Raw genomic sequence first — 22,629 nt, forward strand, 5'->3', positions numbered from 1 at the left:
AAACTATTATCAACCATATATTTAAAAATGAGAGAAGTATATATCGTATCCGTATCTAGAACACCTATTGGTAGTTTTGGTGGTGCATTAGCCGGACTTACAGCTCCGCAACTTGGTGCCGAAGCAATCAAAGGTGCATTATCAAAAATCAATTTAGACCCAGCCGAAGTTAATGAAGTGTATATGGGAAATGTGCTTACAGCCAATGTAGGTCAAGCTCCATCAACGCAAGCATCTATCTTTGCGGGTATTCCAAATAATACTCCTACAACTACCGTAAATAAAGTTTGTGCTTCTGGCATGAAAACCATTATGCTAGGAGCCCAGTCCATTATGTTAGGAACCAACGACGTGGTAGTGGCAGGAGGAATGGAATCCATGAGCAATGCTCCATTCTATCTTGAAAATAACCGCTGGGGAGCAAAACTTGGCCATGGCAAGGTAGTAGATGGCATTATTAGAGATGGACTTTGGGATGTGTACAAAGACTATCACATGGGTAATGCTGCTGAACTTTGTGCTACAGACAAAAAAATAAGCCGCGAAGATCAAGATGCCTATGCTATAGAATCTTATAAAAGATCTGCTGCAGCTAGCGAAGCTGGCAAATTCAAAGGAGAAATCGCTCCTGTAAGTATTCCTCAACGCAAAGGTGACCCAATTGTGGTAGATACAGACGAAGAATATTCGAATGTAAAATTTGATAAAATCCCCTCTCTAAGACCCGTATTTGATAAAGATGGAACAGTAACTGCAGCCAATGCATCTTCGATCAATGATGGTGCTGCAGCAGTAATACTTATGAGTAAAGAAAAAGCAGAAGCTTTAGGCATTAAGCCAATTGCTAAAATCAGAGGTTTTGCAGATGCGCAGCAAGCGCCAGAGTGGTTTACAACTGCTCCTTCAGAGGCAATTCCAAAGGCATTGGCAAATGCTGGCGTTAAAGCTGAAGAGGTAGATTTTTACGAAATAAATGAAGCATTCTCTGTGGTGTGTATTGCAAATAATCAAATCCTAAATCTTGACCCTAAAAAGGTAAATATTTACGGTGGTGCAGTTTCGCTTGGTCACCCAATCGGTTGCTCAGGTGCTAGAATTGTAGTAACGCTAAGTAGCATTCTAAGTCAAGAAAATGGCAAAATTGGAGTTGCTGGAATTTGCAATGGCGGAGGCGGTGCTTCTGCGATTGTAATTGAGAAAATGTAATTCCCAATTAGCAATAAAATTGAAATCCCTTTTTTGAGAAATCATAGAGGGATTTTTTTTATTTACTATAGCCTCACTTTCATTAAGGGAAGCCATGTGCTAAAATAAACTTCTAATCCGCTCTAAATCATTCCCAACTTCAACTGTAATTCACTTGAAGAGGTAGAGGGATAATCTGAAAGTCAGTCTCTAATATTAATTTTTACCATTAATTGTCTGGCTGGGTAACGTGGATCATTGGTGAAAAATGTGAGATTTTTGTATTCCGTTCCTGTCCTTGTTGTAGTATCAAAATGGATAGTAACCTCTCCTTCTTCACCTGGAGCATAGCTATCTTTGGCCAAAGTGAATGTCACACAATCGCAGTTGCTGATGATCTTGCGGATTACTAAATCACTTGCTCCTGAGTTTCTAAATTTGAAAGACTTTGTTGCCACCTCTCCTTTATCTGCATTGCCAAAATCTAATAGTGTTTCGGTTATACCCATAGAAGGTGCTCTGTTCAATTCCTCCCGCGTCATCGGTGGGAAATAATCTTCTACAGTCGATGTTATAATTAGCGGCTTCCTAGGCATTATTTCATCACTTGTCAAAATATTCACCGAATCAATAAAATATCCTACGTCATTTCTATTTGTCCCAAAATACAGAACTTCCATTTCGGTATGGCTACTCCCTATAATAGTATCTGCCAAAAATGAAAATTTCAAAAACTCAGCTTCAGTTTCTACTGCCAACAAATGAACAGTTTCTTCAGAAGCATTATAAATATCTACAATGTAGGATATGGTATCATTAGTTGTGAAATTTCCCATATTCACATACTTTGTTCTAAACCGTAGATTTCCCGCTACATGAGGAAATTCTCTCATCGGGTTGATAATCGGCATCACAACTGTACCCTCAATAATCAAATTGATAGGTGCTTCTAGCCCCTTCAAAAACACTTGAGTAATTCTACTAAATGCACCTGGCCTATTCGTTGGGTCATACATTATTTGCACATAACCCAACTCACCTGGTTCAAGTGGATCTCCAGTATAGGCAGTTGTCGTGCATCCACAATCCATCTCTAGCTTGTCGATTTGCACTACTGAATCAGTCACATTTGTAAATGAAAACGAGACTTCCACCAATCCTGCTTGTTCCTTTACCCTTCCCAAATCTTTTCTTTCTTGGTCAAACTTAATCGGTAAAACGTTTTGAGCTTGAAGTAATTGCGAACAAAAGACAAAGACAAGAAATGATAATAGGTTTTTCAATTTCATATTTTTCGGATTAGATCCTTTTCAATTCAACAAAGTTACAGTCTCGCCACCGTTAATTTTATTAATTTGCATCCAAATTAAGAATTTAACATGGCGAGGATTTTAACAGGAATACAAAGTTCGGGAAGACCCCATTTAGGAAATCTGCTAGGAGCAATCATTCCAGCAATCGAAATGTCCAAACAAGGTGGAAATGATTCTCTTTTTTTCATAGCAGATCTTCATTCACTCACTACCATAAAGGATGCCGAAGTTCGCCGGCAAAATGTAAATGCTATTGCAGCGGCTTGGCTTGCCTTCGGCTTCGATACAGATAAGAATATATTTTATCGCCAATCCCGCATCAACGAGGTGTGCGAGCTCACTTGGTATTTGAGTTGCTTCACTCCTTTTCCCATGCTCAACAATGCCCATGCGTTCAAAGATAAATCGGACAGACTAAGCGATGTGAATGCGGGCCTTTTTGTATATCCCGTGTTGATGGCGGCAGATATTATTCTATATAGCGCGGATTTTGTGCCTGTAGGTAAGGATCAGCAGCAACATTTGGAAATGACTCGTGACATTGCCAGCAGCTTCAATTTCAAATACGGCGATACTTTTGTATTACCTGAGGCCAAAATCAATGAAGATTTAAAAACCATTCTGGGTACTGATGGCGAGAAAATGAGTAAATCATATCAAAACACGATCGATATTTTTGATAATGAAAAGGATTTAAAAAAATCTGTTATGTCTATTTTAACAGATAGTACTCCTTTGGAAGAGCCTAAAAACCCTGATACCTGTAATGTATTTAAGCTTTACAGTTTGGTAGCTGATACCAAGCAAACAAGCGAATTGCGAGCTAAATATGAAGCGGGAGGATTTGGTTATGGTCATGCTAAAAAGGAACTGTTGGCCTTATTTTTAGATAAATACGCAGAGCCAAGAAAAATCTTCAATTACTACATGGAGAACCCGCATGAACTAGAACAAAAACTAGTAGAAGGTGAAAAAAAAGCTAGAGCAATAGCTCAAGCAAAAATAGCTGATGTAAGAGCTAAATTAGGTTTTGCTTAATCATTATCATTTGATAGCAAACGAATAGTAGAATTAATAACATTTATAACTCAGAGCAGTTTACTCTATTAAACCAGAAAACTTAAAATAAGATACAATGGCAAAAATTACATTAGGAGGAACACCTTGCAATACCAATGGTGAATTACCTCAAAAAGGAGCTTCGGCACCAAATTTCAATCTAACGAAGGATGATTTATCAGAAGTGTCGTCAGATCAGTTTGCTGGCAAAAAAGTAATCCTCAATATATTCCCAAGTGTGGACACAGCAGTATGTGCCACTTCTGTTCGCAAATTCAACGAAAAAGCAAATAACCTTCCTGACACCGTTGTTCTTTGCGTTTCAAAAGACCTACCATTTGCACTTAAGAGATTTTGTGCGGCTGAAGGACTTGAAAATGTGCATGCATTATCTGATTTCAAAAACCGTGGTTTCGATACTGATTACGGTGTGAAAATAGTAGATGGCGGATTTAGTGGTCTTATGGCTAGAGCAGTAGTTGTGCTTGACAAAGAAGGAAAAGTGACACACAGCGAACTTGTTCCAGAAATTGGACACGAACCTGATTATGAAGCTGCAATTGCCGCAATATAAATCAGGCACTTCTTTCTGCACAATACCCATAAAATTAGACTGCTTCAAATGAGCTACTTCTTACCTGCACTCAAATACTATTTTTAATAGTATCCAAAATAGTTGAGATAAAAGCTGTTAATCAAATGAAACATGTAGTATTTCCTAAAATTTAGTACACAACAAATCTAAAAATCATTTTATATTATTAAAAGAGGCTGTCTCATAAGTGAGGCAGCCTCTTTTGGTTTTTCATCTCTACAAAAAACTTCTAATGTAATTTTTCAACTATTGTATTTATAGGCAAAAATAACTAGGTTTAACAACAAACTATGGAAAAACTTTATTTTAATGAAAACAGCACAACGTAAACATGTAAAATATCTCAAAATCAAGCATTAAACTAATACAACAAGTAACCTAGGTGATTCATTTAACAGACAAGATTTACAAAAAATTAGGATAAGCGAAACTAATTATAAAGCTGAATCAGAAATATTTTCACCTAACTACTTAATTTGCTTTGAAAAGATTTCATTCCTCTATTCATTGAAATACTTGTTTCAATGAATATATAACAACCAACACTAAGCAGATAAGTAGTAAAGTGAAATCAGCTTAGTAATTTGCAGCAAACTAGTTTAATTGTTAAACTCAACTTATTAAACAAGATTATATCTTCAATAAGTTAACAACTAAATAAGATCCAGTTGATGGTTAACCCAAATAATTTATTCTACATAGCGACTCAAGGAATTCGGATCATTAGACAATCATAATTTATTGTCTTAGAAACAATTACACACAAAGTAGAACAAATATCTATTCGTAAGCCACCAAGGATAGTGAAAAGTTTATAATCATTTACCACCATGAAAACAGGAACCCATGAAAAATGCATCAAATCGTAAATTCTCAGTTCAATTGAGCTTTGAAGAAATACGGTTACCACCCTTTGAAGATATTTTGATACTAGGAAAAAAATGCCCCCAAGGTAGAATTGGAATCTATAAATCTTTTGAACTGCTAGTTCCCAATGAATTTGAAACGTTTGAAATTGAAGACGAAATAGTTGAAGCAATATTTGTAAATAAAAGGGTGCTTAAAAAATTAGATAAAGATAAAGTACTCAAAGTATTGAAAGAAAAAGTATTTCCGTACGTTTCAGAATCTGAGATACTAAAAGTGAATTTTAAATTACGAATCATTTATGATTCGGTTGAAGGAGAGTTCTGATGGATTTGAAAAAATACATATCTTATACTTATCCTATTGTCACGCCATACGAAGGAATAAATTCAGTTGAAAACGCATTACTTGAACATCAATATTTAGTAGTAATTGACAACAATAAGGAGTACCAAGGAATATTAACGATTCCAGATTTAATTAAAAGGCCTCATAAAATCGTGATTGATTGTGTTACAAAAAAAGAAAATTTAAGAGTTAGTGATACCATTATGGTTGCCTTGGATAAATTTCGTTCTAGCAGGTCAAGTGTCTTACCTGTTATGAGCGAAACTAAGTTTATTGGTGTTATAGAAAAAAACAAAATTCTTTCTGGACTACAAACAAAAACGAAAAATCTACAAGAAAAGTCTCTGATTTCAGAAAAAGCAAAACAAAATTTCCTGGATAATTTATCTCATGAAATAAGGACGCCATTGAATGGTATACTTGGTCTATTAGATATTATAACACAATTAGAAATTACTGATCACTCTGCTGAGCATGATCTATTATCTAGATCCTTAAGAAAATCTGCGGATCAATTCTTAATAATTATGAGCGATTTGGTGGACTTGGCTCTTATAAATGCAGGTGATGAAATGAGCCCACAAATAGAAGAGTTAGATGTTTTTGAGCTTTTTTCTGAACTAAAAGATCATTTTAATGACTTAATATCTGTTAAATATAATGATAAAATAATTAAATATAAAAATGATTTTGAACACTTTACAATTAGAACAGATAGAAGAAAATTACAGCGTATTTTATACCATTTAGTAAATAATGCTTTAAAATTCTCAGAGGACAAAGAAGTAATTTTTGGATTCAATGTAAACAAAGACAAAAATTACATTAGTTTTTTTGTAAAAAACAAGAAGTCAAATATTGGTCAAAAAGATGTAGAAAAAATGTTTGAAGTATTTGAAAAACAAGAACATATTGGTAAAGAGCTAAACTTTGGCTTAGGAATTGGGCTCCCATTAGTTAAAAACTTAACAAAGTTATTGGGTGGTCAAGTTGAAGTCAAATTGAAAAATTATGTTATTTCATTTATCATCAATATACCTTTTTAGACAAGTCGCCGATTAATAAGCTAATATTTATTCAGAGTTACTTATTTAGGTCGCAAGACCTATGATTGGTTTTTTGGTAATTGGCACTGCTTCTACACATCGCAGGATGAGTTTTATAAGGGTCGTTTCTCTGTGGTTTCTTCTATTAAAGCGAAAGAAATATTTGTTTATATATTTCTGCAAATATTTACGATCACTGTATGAGCGAATTCCACGTAACCAGTTCTTGAAATTTCTGATTTGTAAACGAAGCATAAGAAAGTTCTCTCTTTTATTAGAAGGTATTTGTCTTAAGTTTCTATACTCTTCTCTAAAGGCCTTATAAGCAGACCATCCATCTGTGAACATCGAAGCATTTTGATTAATATGCTCTTCAAATATTGGCTTTATCGAATTGCTGCTGAAATCTTCAATTACTTTTGCATAGGCTCTGCCCGCTTTGCCTTTTCTGTATTCCACAGGCAGCACTATTTTCACCTTATCATTACTATGCGCAATTCCTTGTTGGTTCTTTTTGAGGTGTACCAATCTCAAATTCATCCACATGGACTTCACCATTCAACGGATGATAAGGTTGCCTTTTATGAAAGAAGCATGTTTACAACGTCGATAATGGTAGCCTTCAGCCCATTTCAATTCAGCTAAATAAGCATGCAAGAAGCTTTGTCTCCAAACTGTTGAAAGTCTTTCGGTCTAATTTAAGAAGTTTCATAGGGTTAATTTTACACACTAAAACATCAATTTATCCATTGATATACAATGTTTAGTGACCTAAATAAGTAAACCTAATTAAAAAATTATTAAAATAACAATAAGCTAATTTTGGCAAGATTAATGAGGTGGAGGTAAAGTGAATTCTCTATTCACAAGCAGCAAAATTTGAAATTTTTCTTAATACAATTATCATACATACTTCACTAAGCATCTTTACCTACTCCCACCCTACCCTTCAAACTAACCCACAATATCAGCAAAGCAACAAGTGAGATACTTATAAGGTAGATAGCTCCGTTTGCTTCGAATGCTCCAGTAAGGGTGGAAGCAACTTTGGCCAAGCTATGGATTCCCAGCAGCAAAGCCAGCCATACCACTAAAATTAATATGGCATTTTGCAAACCTGAATTTCCAAATCCTGATTTCATCAATTTATGATCGTTGATAATCACAATAAGAAAAATGGCAGAAATCGGTAATAACAGGCCGTTAAGTGCTTGAGCCAACAGAATCACTGGAATGGGTCTGAGTCCTGAAATTCCAAATAGTAAACCTACAAGCATTATCCCAGCCCATACGATACGAAAGCCAGTGGAACGCATATCCTGTTTCCTCCCGCTTACACTTTGCCATGTAATTGCAGCAGCCATAGGCGCCGTAATGCTCGAAGTGAACCCTGCGCAAAACAATCCAATCCCCAGTAATGCTGAGCCATTTCCAGCCATCAGCAAATCCATTTTACCTGCCAATGCTTCAAAACTAAATTCTGCATTTAGCATACTACCTGTTACTAAAATTGCAATAGAAATAATACCTCCTAAAATAATGGCTATCGAAATCCCAAACCGCATTTCTGATAAACTCTGGTTTTTGCTAATTCCCGAAGCAAGAAAAAGATTGTAAGGGACGATAGTGGTGCCAACCAAGCCGAGAATCAAAGTCTCGCTGCCTACTGGAAAACTAGGAATGAAAGCACCCTTGGAAAGTTGAACAAAAGAGTAATCAGTTTGGAAAGCTAAAAAAGCAAAAGTAACTCCCATAAGTGCCACCATTACACTCATTACATTGAGTATGCTGCGCAAATTGCCCAACCACAAACCTATACTTGCAAACAATACCACAACGACTGTAGCAACCCAAGCAGGAATTGGCGTTACCACTTCTATTCCTGCCACGGCTCCCATTATATTACCAGCTTGATATGCGGTGCAACCAAAAACAATGGCAAAAATAATGAGTCCTTTTACTAGTTTGGCCGTCTTATCTTCATTGAATTTAGAGGCGATTGCTTGACCCAAATTGAGTCCTGAGCCCAAAGTAATTCTAGCTGCACCTTCCTGCAATACTAAGCACGCAATGGTTCCAAATACCAATGCCCAAATAAGCTCTAAGCCGAATGAAGCGCCAGAAGAAGCCGCAGTAGTTACCGTACCTGGACCTATAAATGCAGCGGAAACTACAGACCAAAAAAGAATACTTCCAATACGAGATTTGAATTGGTTCATAACTTGAGGCTATTGAGTAAGGATTCAGAATTCAAAATCCAATTTAGCCAACAAGATAAAAGCAAATTGCGATAATTAACAATACCAAACTGAGCTACGGCCTCTACGCAAATGCTGGCGAATATTGATAATAAATGCAAGCCCCATATAGATAATCAGCGGCGATCCGAATGTCAGAAATGAAGCATAAATAAAGAAAAGTCGAATGCTTGAAGTGGACATTTTGAGCTTTTCGCCTAATTTGGTGCAAACTCCAAAGGCTTGATTTTCAAAAAATGCAATTAATTTTTCCATATCAAAATAAATTTAGAACGCATTTTCAATCAAAAAGCACGCTTTTTACTAATTCAACTACAAATTAGCAAAAAGATTCGGATATAATTCAATCCTATTTTTTTGATTTGCCTTTGGTGGCTATTTTTGCCAAGCAATATATAAATCAGATTAATGAGAGAGATACAATTTCGCGAAGCCCTAAGAGAAGCCATGTCGGAAGAGATGCGTAGGGATGATAAGATTTTCTTAATGGGTGAAGAAGTAGCTGAATATAACGGAGCATATAAAGTAAGCCAAGGAATGCTCGATGAGTTTGGTCCGGAAAGAGTAATAGATACACCTATTGCAGAACTTGGTTTTGCAGGGATTGGTGTCGGTGCAGCTATCAACGGTTTGAGACCAATTATTGAATTTATGACATTCAACTTTTCATTAGTTGCCATAGATCAAATTATTAATTCGGCTGCTAAAATCCTCTCTATGTCTGCTGGGCAATATTCTGCTCCAATGGTATTTAGAGGTCCAACCGGAAATGCTGGGATGCTTGGAGCTCAGCACTCTCAGAACTTTGAAAACTGGTATGCAAATACACCAGGACTTAAAGTAGTGGTGCCGTCAAATCCTTATGATGCAAAAGGCTTATTAAAATCTGCCATTAGAGATAATGACCCAGTAATCTTTATGGAGTCAGAGGTGATGTATGGCGATAAAGGCGAAGTGCCCGAAGAGGAATATTTAATCCCGATTGGCAAAGCCAATGTGGTACGTGAAGGAAGCGATGTAACGCTTATTTCATTTGGTAAAATGATGAAAGTAGCTCTAGAAGCTGCCGACGAAATGGCCAAAGAAGATATTAGCTGCGAAGTGATTGACTTGAGAAGTGTTCGCCCAATCGACTACCCAACCCTTATTGAGTCGGTAAAAAAGACCAATAGAGCTGTGATTGTAGAAGAGGCTTGGCCTTTATCTTCTATTGCTACAGATTTAGCTTTCAACATTCAGCGTGATGCATTCGACTATTTGGATGCACCAATTCGCAGAGTTAACAGCATGGACGTTTCATTACCTTACGCACCTACTTTGATCGAAGCGATTTTGCCAAATGTAAAGCGTACGATTGAAGCGATTAATGCTGTATTGTACAGATAACAAAGCCATTCTGGAAAATCGAGATAAATTTATGATCGAGGCCATCAGGCTTTCCGAGCAAAAAATGCGGGAGGGTTTCGGTGGCCCATTTGGTGCTGTAGTGGTACGAAATGGCGAAATTGTAGCCTCAGGTTTCAATCAGGTAACTAGCAGCAACGACCCAACTGCTCATGCAGAAGTAATGGCCATTAGAAATGCTTGTGAAAAACTCAATACATTTCAGCTAGACGATTGCGAACTTTATACAAGTTGCGAGCCATGCCCTATGTGTTTGGGTGCCATTTATTGGGCAAGAATTCCCGTGATTTATTACGCTAATACGCGGGAAGATGCTGCGAATATAGGTTTCGATGATGCGCATATCTATCACGAAATTAGTCTAGAGATAAAAGATCGAAGCGTTAAAATGCTGCCTTTATTGAGAGAGGAAGGAATTAAAGTTTTCCAAGCTTGGCAGGCCAAGGAAGACAAAAAAGAATACTAAGCCCAAATACATTCATTGGCATATTGCCTTGAATAGCCTAATTTCGCCAAATCAATGCACCCGTAGTTCAATTGGATAGAATGTCAGATTCCGGTTCTGATGGTTGGGGGTTCGAATCCCTTCGGGTGCACAAAAAGTCGCTGTGGTTGCAGCGACTTTTTTTGTGATATCGAGAAAAAACCTCCCGCAATTACTTTACATCAATAAGCCCTTTCAACCACACCTCGCATATAATTTACGAATGCGCGATTTACTACTCTATTTCCACCTTTAGTAGGATAGTCACCAGTGAAATACCAATCGCCCAAATGTTTTGGACAAGCTTTGTGAAGGTTTTCTACAGTCTGGTAAATCACCTCCAATTCAGCTTTCAAATTAATTGGCCTTACGATATCTGCAATTTTCATTGAGATTTCATCATCAGTAAATGGATCGTATAAGCGCTGTACAAAATTAGGTGCATTGATATTGCCTACTGAATCAAGCGCTTGTTGCATTACTTCATCTACAAGCGAATTCATTCCCCGCTCATTCAGCAATGAAATGACCGCACGGAATGCCACAAAATCCTTCATCTTGGACATGTCTATACCGTAGCAATCGGGATAGCGAATTTGGGGCGCAGAGGAAACGATAATGATTTTGCGGGGTTCAAGTCTGTCTAGCATTTTGAGAATGCTCTTTTCAAGAGTAGTTCCGCGTACAATAGAATCGTCAATTACGACAAGCGTATCCACTTTTTTATTGATTACCTCGTAAGTGGTATCATATACATAAGCTACCAAATCATCACGATGTTCGTCATCGGTAATGAAAGTTCTATGCTTCACATCTTTTGCCACAAGCTTTTCAATACGAGGTGTAAATGAAAGCAAATCTTCCAGCGAATCGATATGTGGTTTATTCTCCATGATGATTTCCTTACGCTTCTGCACAAGGTATTCATTGAGTCCGTCCATCATTCCATAAAAGGCTGTTTCAGCTGTATTTGGAATGTAGGAAAAAACCGTATTCTTCAAATCGAAATTGATCGATTTTAATATTTGAGGGATTAGAAGCTTGCCCAATTTCTTGCGCTCATGGTAGATATCCGGATCGGTTCCTCGCGAGAAATAAATTCGCTCAAAACTGCAAGATTTTTTCTCTTTCGTTTCAAGAAACGGCAATACATCAAACTCACCACTTTTGTTGATGATTAATGCATGTCCAGGATCAACTTCATGGATATCATCAAACTCAACATTAAAAGCCGTTTTAATTGGTGATTTTTCAGAAGCCACAACTACTATCTCCTCATCGGCATAATAGTAAGCAGGACGGATACCATTTGGATCTCTCGCAACAAAAGCTCCACCATAGCCAGTCATACCAGCCATTGCATATCCACCATCAAAATCCTTACAAGCACGCTTCAATACTCTTTGCAAATCAAGCTCATTTTCAATGATCTCTGTGATTTGCTTATTGGTATTTTTGCCTTTGTATTTATTGAAAAGCATTTGATTTTCTTCATCCAAAAAGTGCCCAATCTTTTCCATTACAGTCACCGTATCGGTCTTTTCTTTTGGATGCTGCCCAAGACTTACAAGGTGATTAAAGAGCTCTTCAACATTTGTAAGGTTGAAATTGCCCGCTACAACCAAGTTTCTACTGCGCCAATTGTTCATTCGCAACATTGGATGGCAGCTTTCAATTTGGTTTTTGCCATGAGTACCATATCTAAGGTGCCCCAACCAAACTTCCCCAGTAAAAGCTACATTTTCTTTTAACCAATTCTCATTAAGGTAATTTTCTCCACCCTCCCGCTTTGCTTCTTCGAACTTAGCTCCAAGTTTTGAAAATATTTCTGTAATTGCTTGAGAATCTACTGATCTATAACGACTTATATACTTATTTCCAGCTCCTACTCCAATCTTAATATTTGCTATCCCAGCTCCATCTTGCCCTCTATTATGCTGCTTTTGCATGAGCAAATACATCTTATTGATAGCATAGAGCGGTGTGCCGTATTTATCAATATAATATTGGAGTGGTTTTCTAAGTCTGATGAGGGCTATACCGCACTCGTGCTTTATTTTGTCGCTCATGGGTTTATCTAAAGTCCAAAGTTAAAACTATTCAACACGATGGACAACAAATCTGGTTTGAAGAATAATATTAATATGACTATCCCCAGAATAGTAGGAGTTATCATAGTCCTCCAATTACTTTTAATCGAATTTGGTTCACTTTCGGCCTCTTTAATAAAAAGTATATATGGAATCCTTAAATAATAGAAAATAGCAATGGCTGTATTGAGAATTCCAAAAACGATGATAAACAATATCCAAGGACTATTTCCAATTGAGTAAATTTCGAACAAAGTAGTGAAAACCAATAGTTTTGCAGTAAAACCAGCGAATGGCGGTACGCCTGCCAAACTCAATAAAAATACGATTAACAAAACTCCTTCGAATGTATATTTTTTGCCCAAACCAGCCCATTGATTCACATCGTAGGTTTGCTCAGCTTCCCCAATAGATTGCACCAACCAAAAAGCCCCCAAGTTCATAATAAGGAAAACGGTGCTATAAAAGAAAAATGGAAACCTTGATGATTCAATCGGTGCTGCAAGTGTAATTAAGATAAACCCGGCTTGAGCAATTGATGACCAACCCAACAGACCTTTGATATTATTTTCTCGTAATGCTGAAAAATTGCCTATAAGCATGGAGCCTGCGGACACAATCACTAGCATTGGTATCACCAAATTTTCCATAGAAATCCAGCGGGAGGAAATTAACCAAAGAGCCATTAATGCTGCCAACTTGGGAACCACCGAAAATAGCGCAACAGACGGCCATGCGGCATTTCGATAAACTACAGGCACCCAAACATGAAAAGGAACCGCTGATATTTTGAAAAATAATCCGCCAAAAAACATCAACAATACAATACCCGCACTATAGAAGGGCACTGATTGAATACCCGTCCAGAAGCCTGCATTTTGCCAATTGAGCGTGCCTGAGAAGCCATAGAGAAAACTCATCCCATAAAGCATAATAGCAGTAGCCACAGAACCAAAAATGAAATATCGCAAAGCACTTCTAGCCGATTCGCCTCTTTTGAGAATTCCGGTAAGCGCGTATGCCGAAATGGACATTAACTCAATAGAAAGGAAAATGCTAAGCAGGTTAGAGGACATCACCAGAATGCCTGCACCAATCAAAATACCAAGGGAGAAAATATGGACTTCACTGCCGGCTAATAATTTGGCTGAGCTTTTCCGTTGAAACATCAGCAGAGAGATAATACCAGTGATATAGAAAAGACTACGCAGGAAAATGGCTTCGCCGCTTACTAGCAAAAATCCATTGAAGCTTTGATTTTGGATTTCGGCAAAATCTCGAAATTGAATATAACTGGCAACCAAGGCTGCTAACAGAGCTATCAAATGATAGGTCACCAGCAGTTTCGCTCTTTGCTTTTCGGATTTACGATTTTGGAGGATAAGGTCGGCTACTAGAATAAATGCAAGACCAATGACCAAAACAAATTCGGGCATAATCACCGTAAAGCCGTCTAGTACACTTTGGAGTTTTTGGTTCAATATGTCTATTTGCGATGTCTCCACTATTGCCCACCCAATTTAGCATTGAACATAGCCGCATTATCGAATACTTGCTGAATAAGTGGTTCAATGGCCACTTCCGTGACGGACAAGAGTAATGAAGGGAAAATACCAAATACTAAAGTGAGCACTGCAAGTGGCACAAGAATCCACATTTCGCGGCTACTCAAATCGACCATTTCGAGTCTCCAAATTTCTTTCCGCAGGAATACTTGTCCAAAGAACATCCGCTGCAAAGTCCAAAGGCAATAGGCTGCGGCTAATATTAATCCCAAAGCAGCTACTATTGCCATCCAAATGGGAATGAGGGAATTTACGCTATCTGAATGGAAGGCTCCCAATAGCACCATTATCTCAGCAATAAATCCTGAGAAGCCCGGCAAACCCAAGGAAGCAAAAAATGCAACTGAAGCTAGCACTGCGAACTTAGGCATAATGGTCGCCAAGCCAGCATAGTTTTGAATCATACGGTCATGCGTGCGATCATAAATAACGCCTGCTACTACAAATAGCATGGCGGAAATCAATCCATGACTGAACAATTGATAATAGGCGCCATTTAATCCCTCGCTGGTAAAGGAAGCTAAACCTAGCAAGACAAATCCCATGTGGCTAATAGAACTGTAGGCCACCAATTTCTTCAAATCCTTTTGAGCGAGGGCATTCATTGCACCGTAAATAATGGCAACGACACCAAGTAAACCCACCCACCAAGCATAATGCAATGCAGCATCTGGAAAAGCCGGATAAACGATTCTAAGCAAACCATATCCACCAATTTTCAATAAGATAGCCGCTAACACTACAGATATTGGCGTACTCGCCTCTACGTGCGCATCAGGTAGCCAAGTATGAAATGGCACCGCTGGCAATTTGATCAAAAAGCCAATGAGCAAAAGTAAAAATGCCCAATAGCGAAGTGGCCTTCCCATGAAGGTATTTTCTACACTCCCGTCAAGCATTCCTCCCGCCAATACTTGGGTGGATTGTTCATTCAACGATGTATGTAGACTCACAAAGTGATTGGAGAAAACCAAATCTCTTTTCAAGATATCTCCATTTGCAATGCCTTCATTTATATACTCGATGTTCGATTGTCTTTCCGACAAACCAATTTTACTAGCACTTGCATCCAAATCCACCACATTTCCATACATCGCCACCATTACTATCAATATCAGCAATGAGCCAAAAAGTGTATATAAGAAAAACTTGATTGATGCATAAGAACGACGTGGACCTCCCCATATTCCGATCAAGAAATACATGGGTAATAGCATAAATTCGAAGAATAAGAAGAATAACAGAAAATCCATCGATAAGAAACAACCTGCAATTGATGCTGCTAAAAGAAGGTAAAGAGCGAAATAGGCTTTGGACTTTTCGCGTACTTTCCATGAAGCCAATGCGCCAGCTGTTAAGCTTATTCCCGTCAATAATAAAAGCGGGAGGTTGAGTCCGTCTGCAAGAATGAAGTAATCGAATTTGAGTGTACCTAATGAGCTAAGCTCGATGGAAAACCAAGGAGCCAATTCGTGAAGATAAATTCCTGATTGCGTATCGGAAGCAATCCAAATATAAAGGGATGCGATCAGAATCCATAAGGAGCCAAGCAATGCTAAAATTCGCTGTGCAGCTTGATTTTTGGCAGGCAGTATCAAAACTACCGCTGCCAAAATCAGTGGCAAAAATATGATGGATGAAAGTAAAAACTGCTTCATAAAATCATAAGACAAAAACTAAGCCCACAAGAAAAATCAAAAATAAAGCTACTGCTACAATTACATAACCTTGAACAGAAGCATCTTTGGAAGAACCCGCCACACCTCCAATTCCAGCACTCAACCTCGCTATAAAATTTACAGCTCCATCTACAAAGGTACGATCGAACCAATAGCCTATATTAGAGAATACCACTACAAATATCCCCAGCAAATCCACCATTTTGTCGATTACTTTAGTATCAAACCAAGTGGAAAACTGGCTTGCCTTAAGTACCGGCAACACAATCAGGTAATGATTCAGGGTATTTATATACCAATTGTTGGCCGATAGTTTTGCCAGCCATTGATTAGATTCATAAGCCATTTCATGCCTTGGATTTCGGAAAATCCTCGCGGAGGCAATTAATGCAATCAGTACCAAAGCAATGCTAAGAATGGTGATAAACGTATGATAACTCTTGCCAATTGTTGCAAATTCTTTGGCAGTTAGATTGCCTGGTAAATTGCTCATAAGTAAAAGTGGTTCGCCCAAACGACGGATAAACCAGGACTCATTGAAATCGATACCAAAGCTAAACCACAATCCCACCGACAAAATACCAAGAATCACAACAGGTATTAGTAGTTTCAAAGAAAGCGAATGCTTATTTATCCATTGATATTCTCTCCCCAGAAACACATAGCTGTATAATCTAGCCATATACAATACCGTCATCAATACAGTGAGGAAAGCTAATAAAGCAATGATCATCCAAGTCCAAGAACCTTCACCAGCTCGGGTCATCACTCCTGTGAGAATCGCTTCTTTGGACAAAAAGCCTGAAAAGCCCGGCACGCCCATCAATGATAAAGTGCAGAGCAAAAAGAAAATATGAAATACCGGCAATGCTTTTCGAAGCCCACCCATATTGCGAATATCTTGTGGGTCGAGCTTATCTGATTTATCGGCATGATGTGCCACAAAATGAATGATAACACCTGCTCCTAAAAACAAGCCTGCTTTGAAGAAAGCATGCGTCACCAAGTGAAAATACCCTGCCGACCAAGCGCCAACGCCTAATGCCAATACCATATATCCCAATTGGGAAATGGTGCTATAGGCCAAAATCTTCTTGATATCGAATTGAGAAAAGGCAGCATAGGCACCCATAAAAGCAGTGATGGCACCAATTACAGCCATTACATCGAGGACTTCGGGTGTGAAAAGAAAGAAATAGCGAACCACTAAAAACACACCAGCTGCCACCATTGTAGCAGCATGGATTAAAGCTGAAACCGGTGTTGGGCCTTCCATTGCATCGGGTAGCCATACGGCTAAGGGAAATTGCGCTGATTTGCCCATTACCGCAAGCAGTAAGCCAATACCCGCCAAATGCAGAATGGAAGCATCAACGATTTGGAATTTTGGATAAGGGCCTTCTTGTACCGGCAATAGCCAAGCACCTGAAAAGACTCTAGTATTGCTGATATTCTCTATGATCTCGAAATAATTGAATGTGCCAATTATCGCCAATACCACCATCAGTGCCACTACAAAACCAAAATCGCCTATTCGGTTTACAATAAAAGCCTTCTTTGCGGCCAATGCTGCGGCAGGTTTTTGATACCAAAAGCCAATTAACAACCATGAAGCAAAGCCCACCAACTCCCAGAAAATAAAGGTTTGCAGCAAATTGGATGAAAACACTAAGGATAGCATCGCTAATACAAAGAAATTTAGGAAAGCGAAGTATCTGCTGCGAGCTGGATCATCGGCCATATAGCTAAGAGAAAACCATTGTACCATACAAGCGACAATCGCCACCACCAAAGCCATGGATGCCCCCAAGAAATCGATCATGATACCCATGGAAATACTGAAATTGCCAACAGAAAGCCATTCCCATTTTAGTAATTCGACTGCTTCAGAATCACTTGAATACACCCAGTAAAACAAAATGGCCGCTGCAATAAGCGATACCGTTGAGAGAATAGTTGAACTATATAAATAGACTTGCTTGCTCTTACCGATTAATGGAAAAAGTAAAAGCCCCAACAAGGGCAATGCAAGCAAGGAGTATATGTATAGGCTAATATCAGACAATTTTCTGCTCTTTACTTAATTCTTGGAGATCGGCGGAGTAATAATAGCGATATACTTTCATAACAATAGCTAAACCAATCGCTGCCTCCGCAGCAGCAATTACGATAACAAAAAGTGCAAATAATTGCCCTTGCATCAAATTAGGATCATGATAACCAAATGCGACTAAATTGATATTGGAAGCATTCAGCATCAATTCTATTCCCATCAGTACCATTACGGCATTACGGCGTGCAATGACAATTGCCAAGCCTAATGAAAATAGTGCTGCACCTAGAATCAAGAAGTGGTCTAGTCCGATCATGCTTTCGTCCCCTCCTTTATTCGCTCACCTGCAAGCAAGGCTGCAGCTACTAATGCCACCAATAAAATGATTCCTGCCAATTCGAATACCAACACATAATCACTCATAAGCAAAGTACCCAATTTCTTTATCATTCCTTCGCCAACAGCTTTTTCTGAACCTTGCATCCATGAGAGCAATCCAAAGTTCACTTGGCTAATCATAAAGAATAGCAGTATAAAAAAGCCTCCACCTAAAAGTAGCGACCAAAACTTATTAGACTTCGGCACTAATATTTCACCATCCTGCAATTTGGTCGTCATCAAAACGCCAAATATTAATAAGATCAAAATTCCACCGGCATACACCATAATTTGTGTAACAGCCAAAAACTCTGAGCCTGCCAAAACAAAAATCGCTGCAATACTGAGCAATATTAGCAAAAGTGAAAATGCCGCATACACGATTTTATCGGTTAGCAGTATAAACAAACTACCAATAATGGCTAAGCCGGCAAAGAGATAAAATAGGATGCTAACAATCATGATTCGCTTGAATTTTTGTCTTCATCCTCATCTGTCTTTTTCTTCACCACCGGTTTCATTTTTGGTCTGAATACAGGTTTTGCTTTTGGCTTTTCTTCCGCGTTGTTTGTTTGCTCTTGCGAAGATGCTTCTTTTGGAGCGGTTGATTTTATTTTTGGTTTAAAGACCGGTCTAGGCTTAGCAGCTTCGGTTGATTCATCTTTAGGTTCATCAGGTTTCTTTGGAATAGATGGCTTTACTTTTGGTTTGAAAACAGGTTTTGGTGCTTCTGCTTCATTTTCCGTTTTAGCAGCATCCACTTTTGGCTTCATTCTAGGTTTGAAGCTTGGTTTTGGCTTGGCTCCTGCTGAAGAAGCGTCGCTGTCTAAACCTCCCGCTTTCTTGTCTTCTGAAGGCCTTGATGGCATTGCAGGTTTTACTTTGGCTACAGGTTTTGCCGCACTTGCTTTAGCCACTTTTTCCTTTTCTTTCTCCTCCTGATACTTTTCCCAAGCCTGTTTCTTTTCCAGAATCTCCAATGGTGTCATCTCCCCAAATTCGAAATTATGGTCTGCAAAGTCATAACTTGTATAGTCATATTCCTTAGTCATCGTGAGGCATTCTGTAGGGCAAACTGTTGTGCACAATCCACAGAAGCAGCATTTGGCCATATCTATATCAAAGCGAGCAGCATATAGTCGCTTTGTTGTGCCATCCGAAGTCTTGCCAATTTCTTCTGGCGACCGGATTGCTTCAATTTCGATGCAATCTACCGGGCAAATTTTTGCACATTTATCACATACGATACAATCTTCTATCTCATTATGAAGCTTGTTTCGGCTATTGTCCGGTAAGTCAAATTTTTGTGTAGGATATTGAAGCGTGAATGGTTCATCTCCTTCTTTGAAATAGTCGTCGCTCCAAATAGGATCTGTGGAAGAAGCCTTTTTGCCAGTGTCCACGCCATGCTTCATCGTCAATTTCAAACCTGTAGAGAGGGTTTTGAAAGCATCTTTTATATTTAGCAAATAAGTGTTTTTCTTTTTCATAATCCACTAAGCTAGCATCCACAATCTCCAAAAAGCTGCTACAAAAATGATAATCAATGAAGCAGGCGTTAGGTATTTCCAACACAAACTTGTGAGCTGATCTACCCTTAATCTTGGGAATGTAAATCGCACCCAAATTTGAATTAAAATTAAAGATAGGGCTTTACTTGTAAGCCAGAAAGCTCCAAGCACATGACCCAAAACAGTTCCGGGTTCCCCATTAGTCCAATCGGCTAATTTCACTGAACCAATATTTGGGAATGGGCTATTCCAGCTACCCAAAAACATGACAGCGGCTAAGAAACTAACGAGCAACATCACACCGTATTCCGACAACATAACCAATGCCCAGCGAAAACCTGAATACTCTGTATGAAAGCCGCCCACGATTTCAGATTCCGCTTCGGGCAAATCAAATGGCGCTCGATTACTCTCTGCCAAGGAAGCGATAAAGAATATCAGAAATGCAGGAATCAACAATGGGTAGCGGAAAATATTCCACAGAAAAATACCCCCAACCTGAGACATATCCACAGAGGAAATAATACCGAATAATCCTTGAGAAACTCCGGCAGCTTTATGATCCCAAAAGGTACTTTGCTGATACGATATTTCTTGGAGATCTAAACTTTGACTAATCATAGCTACAGCGATGACCGTGAGACCAAGTGGAATTTCGTAGGAGATAATTTGAGAAACAGAGCGTATGGCGCCATAGAGAGTGTATTTGCTATTGGCACTCCAGCCGGCCATCAGCAGTCCGAATACATCTAAGGAAACGATAGCTAATAGGAAATAAACGCCCGTTTCGAGTCCGGCGCCCCGCCAGCCGGAAGTAAGCGGGAGGACAGAAAAACCTGTGAAAACAGCGACAAATATGATAACCGGAGCAATTTTATAAAGCCATTTATCGGCTTTACTTGGCACGATATCCTCTTTTGTGAGTAACTTGAGTAAGTCCGCTACGGTTTGTAAAAGACCATAATAGCCAACTTCTGTTGGTCCCAATCGATCTTGAATATAGCCACCAATTTTCCTTTCTGCCCATACGGCCAGTACTGTAAAAAGCACTAATAATGGAAGGAAATAAAGAATGGTTGACATGGCAATGCAAAGTAAGCAATCGGGAGGATTACTCCCAAAGTGGATATTTCTCTAACGGAACTTGCGAGCCAAAGAATAGTTTGGTTGTGGCCTCAAAATTTGGTGTAAGATCGGAAACTAAGAAATGATCTGAGCCCATTAATTTACTCGAAAGCAGATGATTATATTCTAAATATGCTTTTACTGATTTGGCTACAATGGCTGCGGTATCAAGTATATCAACTTTATCGAAATAATATTCTTTTATCTGAGATTTTATAAGTGGGTAATGCGTACATCCCAAAATCAGCGAAGTGATATCATTTAACTCTTCATGTGCCAAATAGCTGTTAATTATTTGCTTACTAATGTCGTTTTTTATCCAACTTTCTTCAATCATGGGAACCAACAGGGGTGTCGCCAAAGCTTTGCATTCAATATTTTGGTTAAGTGCTTCAATTTTCCGCTGATAGGTTCCGGAAGCCACCGTTTGCCGGGTACCAATTAAGCCTATTTTTACATTATCATAATTTTCTCTGATGTAGTCCACTACCGGGTCGATGACATTTACTACTTTGGCCCGAGAGCCTGCGTACTCTCTTACCAATTCGAATGCTGCGGCAGATGCTGTATTACAAGCAATTAATATAAGCTTGCAGCCCTTTTGCAAAAGTACATCGGTGATTTTAATGGAATAGGCCTGAATTGCCGCAGTAGATTTATCGCCATAAGGTAGGTGTGCCGTATCGCCAAAGTAAACGAGTTGTTCGTTTGGCAAAATTGCTTTCACGGCATTAGCAACTGTCATTCCGCCGATGCCGCTATCAAAAATTCCAATAGGTTGAGATGCTTTAATGGCCATTTTTATATACAAAAGGCCCCAATTGGAAAAAGGGGCCTTTTGGCAAGCAAAGAGGTTAAGAAAATTTATTTTTCAAATGTACTATTATTACTGTAAAATTGGTACAAAAGTTCAAGCAGCAAATTGAAAAAACTACTCAAAATACTTTTTACTATTTGGGCAGCCCTTTGGTTTATTGGGATTATGCTTTTGTTATCGCCATTTATTGGCATTCCAATCTTAGTTAGTCGGAAAGGTTTTCATTTTTCTTACCAATTTGTAAGGCTTTGGGTGGCTTTGGTGAGTTTTTTCACGCAGATAAAATTCAAGGTTTATGGAAAGGAGAATCTTCAAAATATCCGATCGACGATTTATGTAATCAATCATACTTCCTATCTGGATGCGCCTGCAATTCCTGCCACATTGCCCTGGGCAGTGAAGGCACTTGGCAAAAAGGAGCTTTCGAAGGTTCCAATATTTGGGCAATTAGTTTCGGGATTCGCTGTATGGATAGATCGTACTGATCCAAAAAGCCGACAAGAAGGGCAAGAACGGATAAAGGCGGTTTTGGATTCCGGTACTCCCATTTTGATTTCGCCAGAAGGCACGAGAAATAATAGCAATGAACTCCTATTGCCTTTTAGAAATGGGGCCTTTCGATTGGCAATTGAAACGAATACGCCTATCACTCCTCTCCTATTTTTAGGTGCTAATAAATTGATGCCAAGAGGTACATTTTTAATGAAGCCGGGCACGGTACATTGCTATATCCTCCCGCTTATTCCCATTGAACATTCAGAAACGGTGGAATCCTATAAGGCAAAAGTGCGGGAGGTGATGATCTTGGGCATTCAGAAATATATAAATGATCAATAAAGTTTAGTGTATTTT

The 22,629-nt window shown here is 38.7% G+C and carries 21 protein-coding genes and 1 tRNA gene; 9 read left to right on the top strand and 13 right to left on the bottom strand.

Annotated features, from left to right (window positions below):
- Window positions 1-27 precede the first annotated feature (27 nt).
- Window positions 28-1,206, top strand: a complete 1,179-nt coding sequence (locus tag ACOXY8_RS12725) for an acetyl-CoA C-acyltransferase (protein WP_458331981.1) — start codon at window positions 28-30, stop codon at window positions 1,204-1,206.
- Between the two features lie 182 nt (window positions 1,207-1,388).
- On the opposite strand, the gene ACOXY8_RS12730 is transcribed toward ACOXY8_RS12725, so the two are convergent.
- Window positions 1,389-2,474, bottom strand: a complete 1,086-nt coding sequence (locus ACOXY8_RS12730; RefSeq protein ID WP_458331982.1) for a DUF1573 domain-containing protein — start codon at window positions 2,472-2,474, stop codon at window positions 1,389-1,391.
- Between the two features lie 90 nt (window positions 2,475-2,564).
- Here ACOXY8_RS12730 and trpS point away from each other — a divergent pair, with 90 nt between their 5' ends.
- The 4 genes from trpS (at window position 2,565) to ACOXY8_RS12750 (ending at window position 6,413) form a co-directional block, all read left to right on the top strand.
- Entirely contained in the window at window positions 2,565-3,536 is a 972-nt protein-coding gene (gene trpS, locus ACOXY8_RS12735; protein ID WP_458331983.1) for a tryptophan--tRNA ligase, read from the top strand.
- Between the two features lie 97 nt (window positions 3,537-3,633).
- Window positions 3,634-4,131: a thiol peroxidase gene (tpx, locus tag ACOXY8_RS12740; RefSeq protein WP_458331984.1), complete on the top strand. Its 498-nt coding sequence runs from the start codon at window positions 3,634-3,636 to the stop codon at window positions 4,129-4,131.
- A gap of 867 nt (window positions 4,132-4,998) precedes the next feature.
- Complete coding sequence (locus tag ACOXY8_RS12745; RefSeq protein ID WP_458331985.1) at window positions 4,999-5,346, top strand: hypothetical protein; 348 nt, start codon at window positions 4,999-5,001, stop codon at window positions 5,344-5,346.
- The gene (locus ACOXY8_RS12750; RefSeq protein WP_458331986.1) at window positions 5,346-6,413 is read left to right on the top strand and encodes an ATP-binding protein; all 1,068 of its coding nucleotides are present in this window, start codon (window positions 5,346-5,348) and stop codon (window positions 6,411-6,413) included. Before ACOXY8_RS12745 ends, ACOXY8_RS12750 begins: the two co-directional genes overlap by 1 nt.
- A gap of 45 nt (window positions 6,414-6,458) precedes the next feature.
- Here the strand turns inward: ACOXY8_RS12750 and ACOXY8_RS12755 are convergent, their stop codons facing one another.
- The 3 genes from ACOXY8_RS12755 to ACOXY8_RS12765 form a co-directional block, all read right to left on the bottom strand.
- Window positions 6,459-6,971, bottom strand: coding sequence for a transposase (locus tag ACOXY8_RS12755; protein WP_458331987.1), 513 nt, complete (start codon window positions 6,969-6,971; stop codon window positions 6,459-6,461).
- A gap of 359 nt (window positions 6,972-7,330) precedes the next feature.
- Complete coding sequence (locus ACOXY8_RS12760; RefSeq protein WP_458331988.1) at window positions 7,331-8,632, bottom strand: NRAMP family divalent metal transporter; 1,302 nt, start codon at window positions 8,630-8,632, stop codon at window positions 7,331-7,333.
- Window positions 8,633-8,707: 75 nt separating this feature from the next.
- Window positions 8,708-8,926, bottom strand: coding sequence for a PspC family transcriptional regulator (locus tag ACOXY8_RS12765; RefSeq protein WP_458331989.1), 219 nt, complete (start codon window positions 8,924-8,926; stop codon window positions 8,708-8,710).
- A gap of 153 nt (window positions 8,927-9,079) precedes the next feature.
- Here ACOXY8_RS12765 and ACOXY8_RS12770 point away from each other — a divergent pair, with 153 nt between their 5' ends.
- The 3 genes from ACOXY8_RS12770 (at window position 9,080) to ACOXY8_RS12780 (ending at window position 10,671) form a co-directional block, all read left to right on the top strand.
- Window positions 9,080-10,057 carry a pyruvate dehydrogenase complex E1 component subunit beta gene (locus ACOXY8_RS12770; protein ID WP_458331990.1) on the top strand — a complete coding sequence of 326 codons (978 nt, stop codon included), beginning with the start codon at window positions 9,080-9,082 and terminating at the stop codon, window positions 10,055-10,057.
- Complete coding sequence (locus ACOXY8_RS12775) at window positions 10,038-10,541, top strand: nucleoside deaminase (RefSeq protein WP_458332011.1); 504 nt, start codon at window positions 10,038-10,040, stop codon at window positions 10,539-10,541. The genes ACOXY8_RS12770 and ACOXY8_RS12775 overlap by 20 nt, the downstream gene beginning before the upstream one ends.
- Before the next feature lie 56 nt (window positions 10,542-10,597).
- Window positions 10,598-10,671: transfer RNA gene (locus ACOXY8_RS12780), tRNA-Arg, on the top strand.
- Window positions 10,672-10,741: 70 nt separating this feature from the next.
- On the opposite strand, the gene ACOXY8_RS12785 is transcribed toward ACOXY8_RS12780, so the two are convergent.
- The 9 genes from ACOXY8_RS12785 to murI are packed head-to-tail and all read right to left on the bottom strand — an operon-like array spanning window position 10,742 to window position 21,759.
- The gene (locus ACOXY8_RS12785; RefSeq protein WP_458331991.1) at window positions 10,742-12,628 is read right to left on the bottom strand and encodes an amidophosphoribosyltransferase; all 1,887 of its coding nucleotides are present in this window, start codon (window positions 12,626-12,628) and stop codon (window positions 10,742-10,744) included.
- 8 nt (window positions 12,629-12,636) lie between these two features.
- On the bottom strand, window positions 12,637-14,130 hold the full coding sequence (locus ACOXY8_RS12790; protein ID WP_458331992.1) for an NADH-quinone oxidoreductase subunit N: 1,494 nt from the start codon (window positions 14,128-14,130) through the stop codon (window positions 12,637-12,639).
- 23 nt (window positions 14,131-14,153) lie between these two features.
- Window positions 14,154-15,872 (bottom strand): complex I subunit 4 family protein, encoded by a 1,719-nt coding sequence (locus tag ACOXY8_RS12795; protein ID WP_458331993.1) that lies wholly within the window; start codon window positions 15,870-15,872, stop codon window positions 14,154-14,156.
- A 4-nt stretch (window positions 15,873-15,876) separates the two neighbouring features.
- Window positions 15,877-17,958 carry an NADH-quinone oxidoreductase subunit L gene (gene nuoL / locus ACOXY8_RS12800; protein WP_458331994.1) on the bottom strand — a complete coding sequence of 694 codons (2,082 nt, stop codon included), beginning with the start codon at window positions 17,956-17,958 and terminating at the stop codon, window positions 15,877-15,879.
- Entirely contained in the window at window positions 17,951-18,262 is a 312-nt protein-coding gene (gene nuoK / locus ACOXY8_RS12805; RefSeq protein WP_458331995.1) for an NADH-quinone oxidoreductase subunit NuoK, read from the bottom strand. Before nuoK ends, nuoL begins: the two co-directional genes overlap by 8 nt.
- Entirely contained in the window at window positions 18,259-18,786 is a 528-nt protein-coding gene (locus ACOXY8_RS12810) for an NADH-quinone oxidoreductase subunit J family protein (RefSeq protein ID WP_458331996.1), read from the bottom strand. Before ACOXY8_RS12810 ends, nuoK begins: the two co-directional genes overlap by 4 nt.
- A complete protein-coding gene (locus tag ACOXY8_RS12815; RefSeq protein WP_458331997.1) occupies window positions 18,783-19,814 on the bottom strand; it encodes a 4Fe-4S dicluster domain-containing protein in 1,032 nt (343 codons plus the stop codon). The genes ACOXY8_RS12810 and ACOXY8_RS12815 overlap by 4 nt, the downstream gene beginning before the upstream one ends.
- Before the next feature lie 6 nt (window positions 19,815-19,820).
- Window positions 19,821-20,918 carry a complex I subunit 1/NuoH family protein gene (locus ACOXY8_RS12820; RefSeq protein WP_458331998.1) on the bottom strand — a complete coding sequence of 366 codons (1,098 nt, stop codon included), beginning with the start codon at window positions 20,916-20,918 and terminating at the stop codon, window positions 19,821-19,823.
- A 28-nt stretch (window positions 20,919-20,946) separates the two neighbouring features.
- Window positions 20,947-21,759, bottom strand: coding sequence for a glutamate racemase (murI, locus tag ACOXY8_RS12825; RefSeq protein ID WP_458331999.1), 813 nt, complete (start codon window positions 21,757-21,759; stop codon window positions 20,947-20,949).
- Window positions 21,760-21,882: 123 nt separating this feature from the next.
- Here murI and ACOXY8_RS12830 point away from each other — a divergent pair, with 123 nt between their 5' ends.
- Window positions 21,883-22,614 carry a lysophospholipid acyltransferase family protein gene (locus ACOXY8_RS12830; RefSeq protein ID WP_458332000.1) on the top strand — a complete coding sequence of 244 codons (732 nt, stop codon included), beginning with the start codon at window positions 21,883-21,885 and terminating at the stop codon, window positions 22,612-22,614.
- Window positions 22,615-22,629 lie beyond the last annotated feature (15 nt).

The organism is Peijinzhouia sedimentorum, assembly GCF_049340005.1.
Classification (GTDB): domain Bacteria; phylum Bacteroidota; class Bacteroidia; order Cytophagales; family Cyclobacteriaceae; genus CAXBDP01.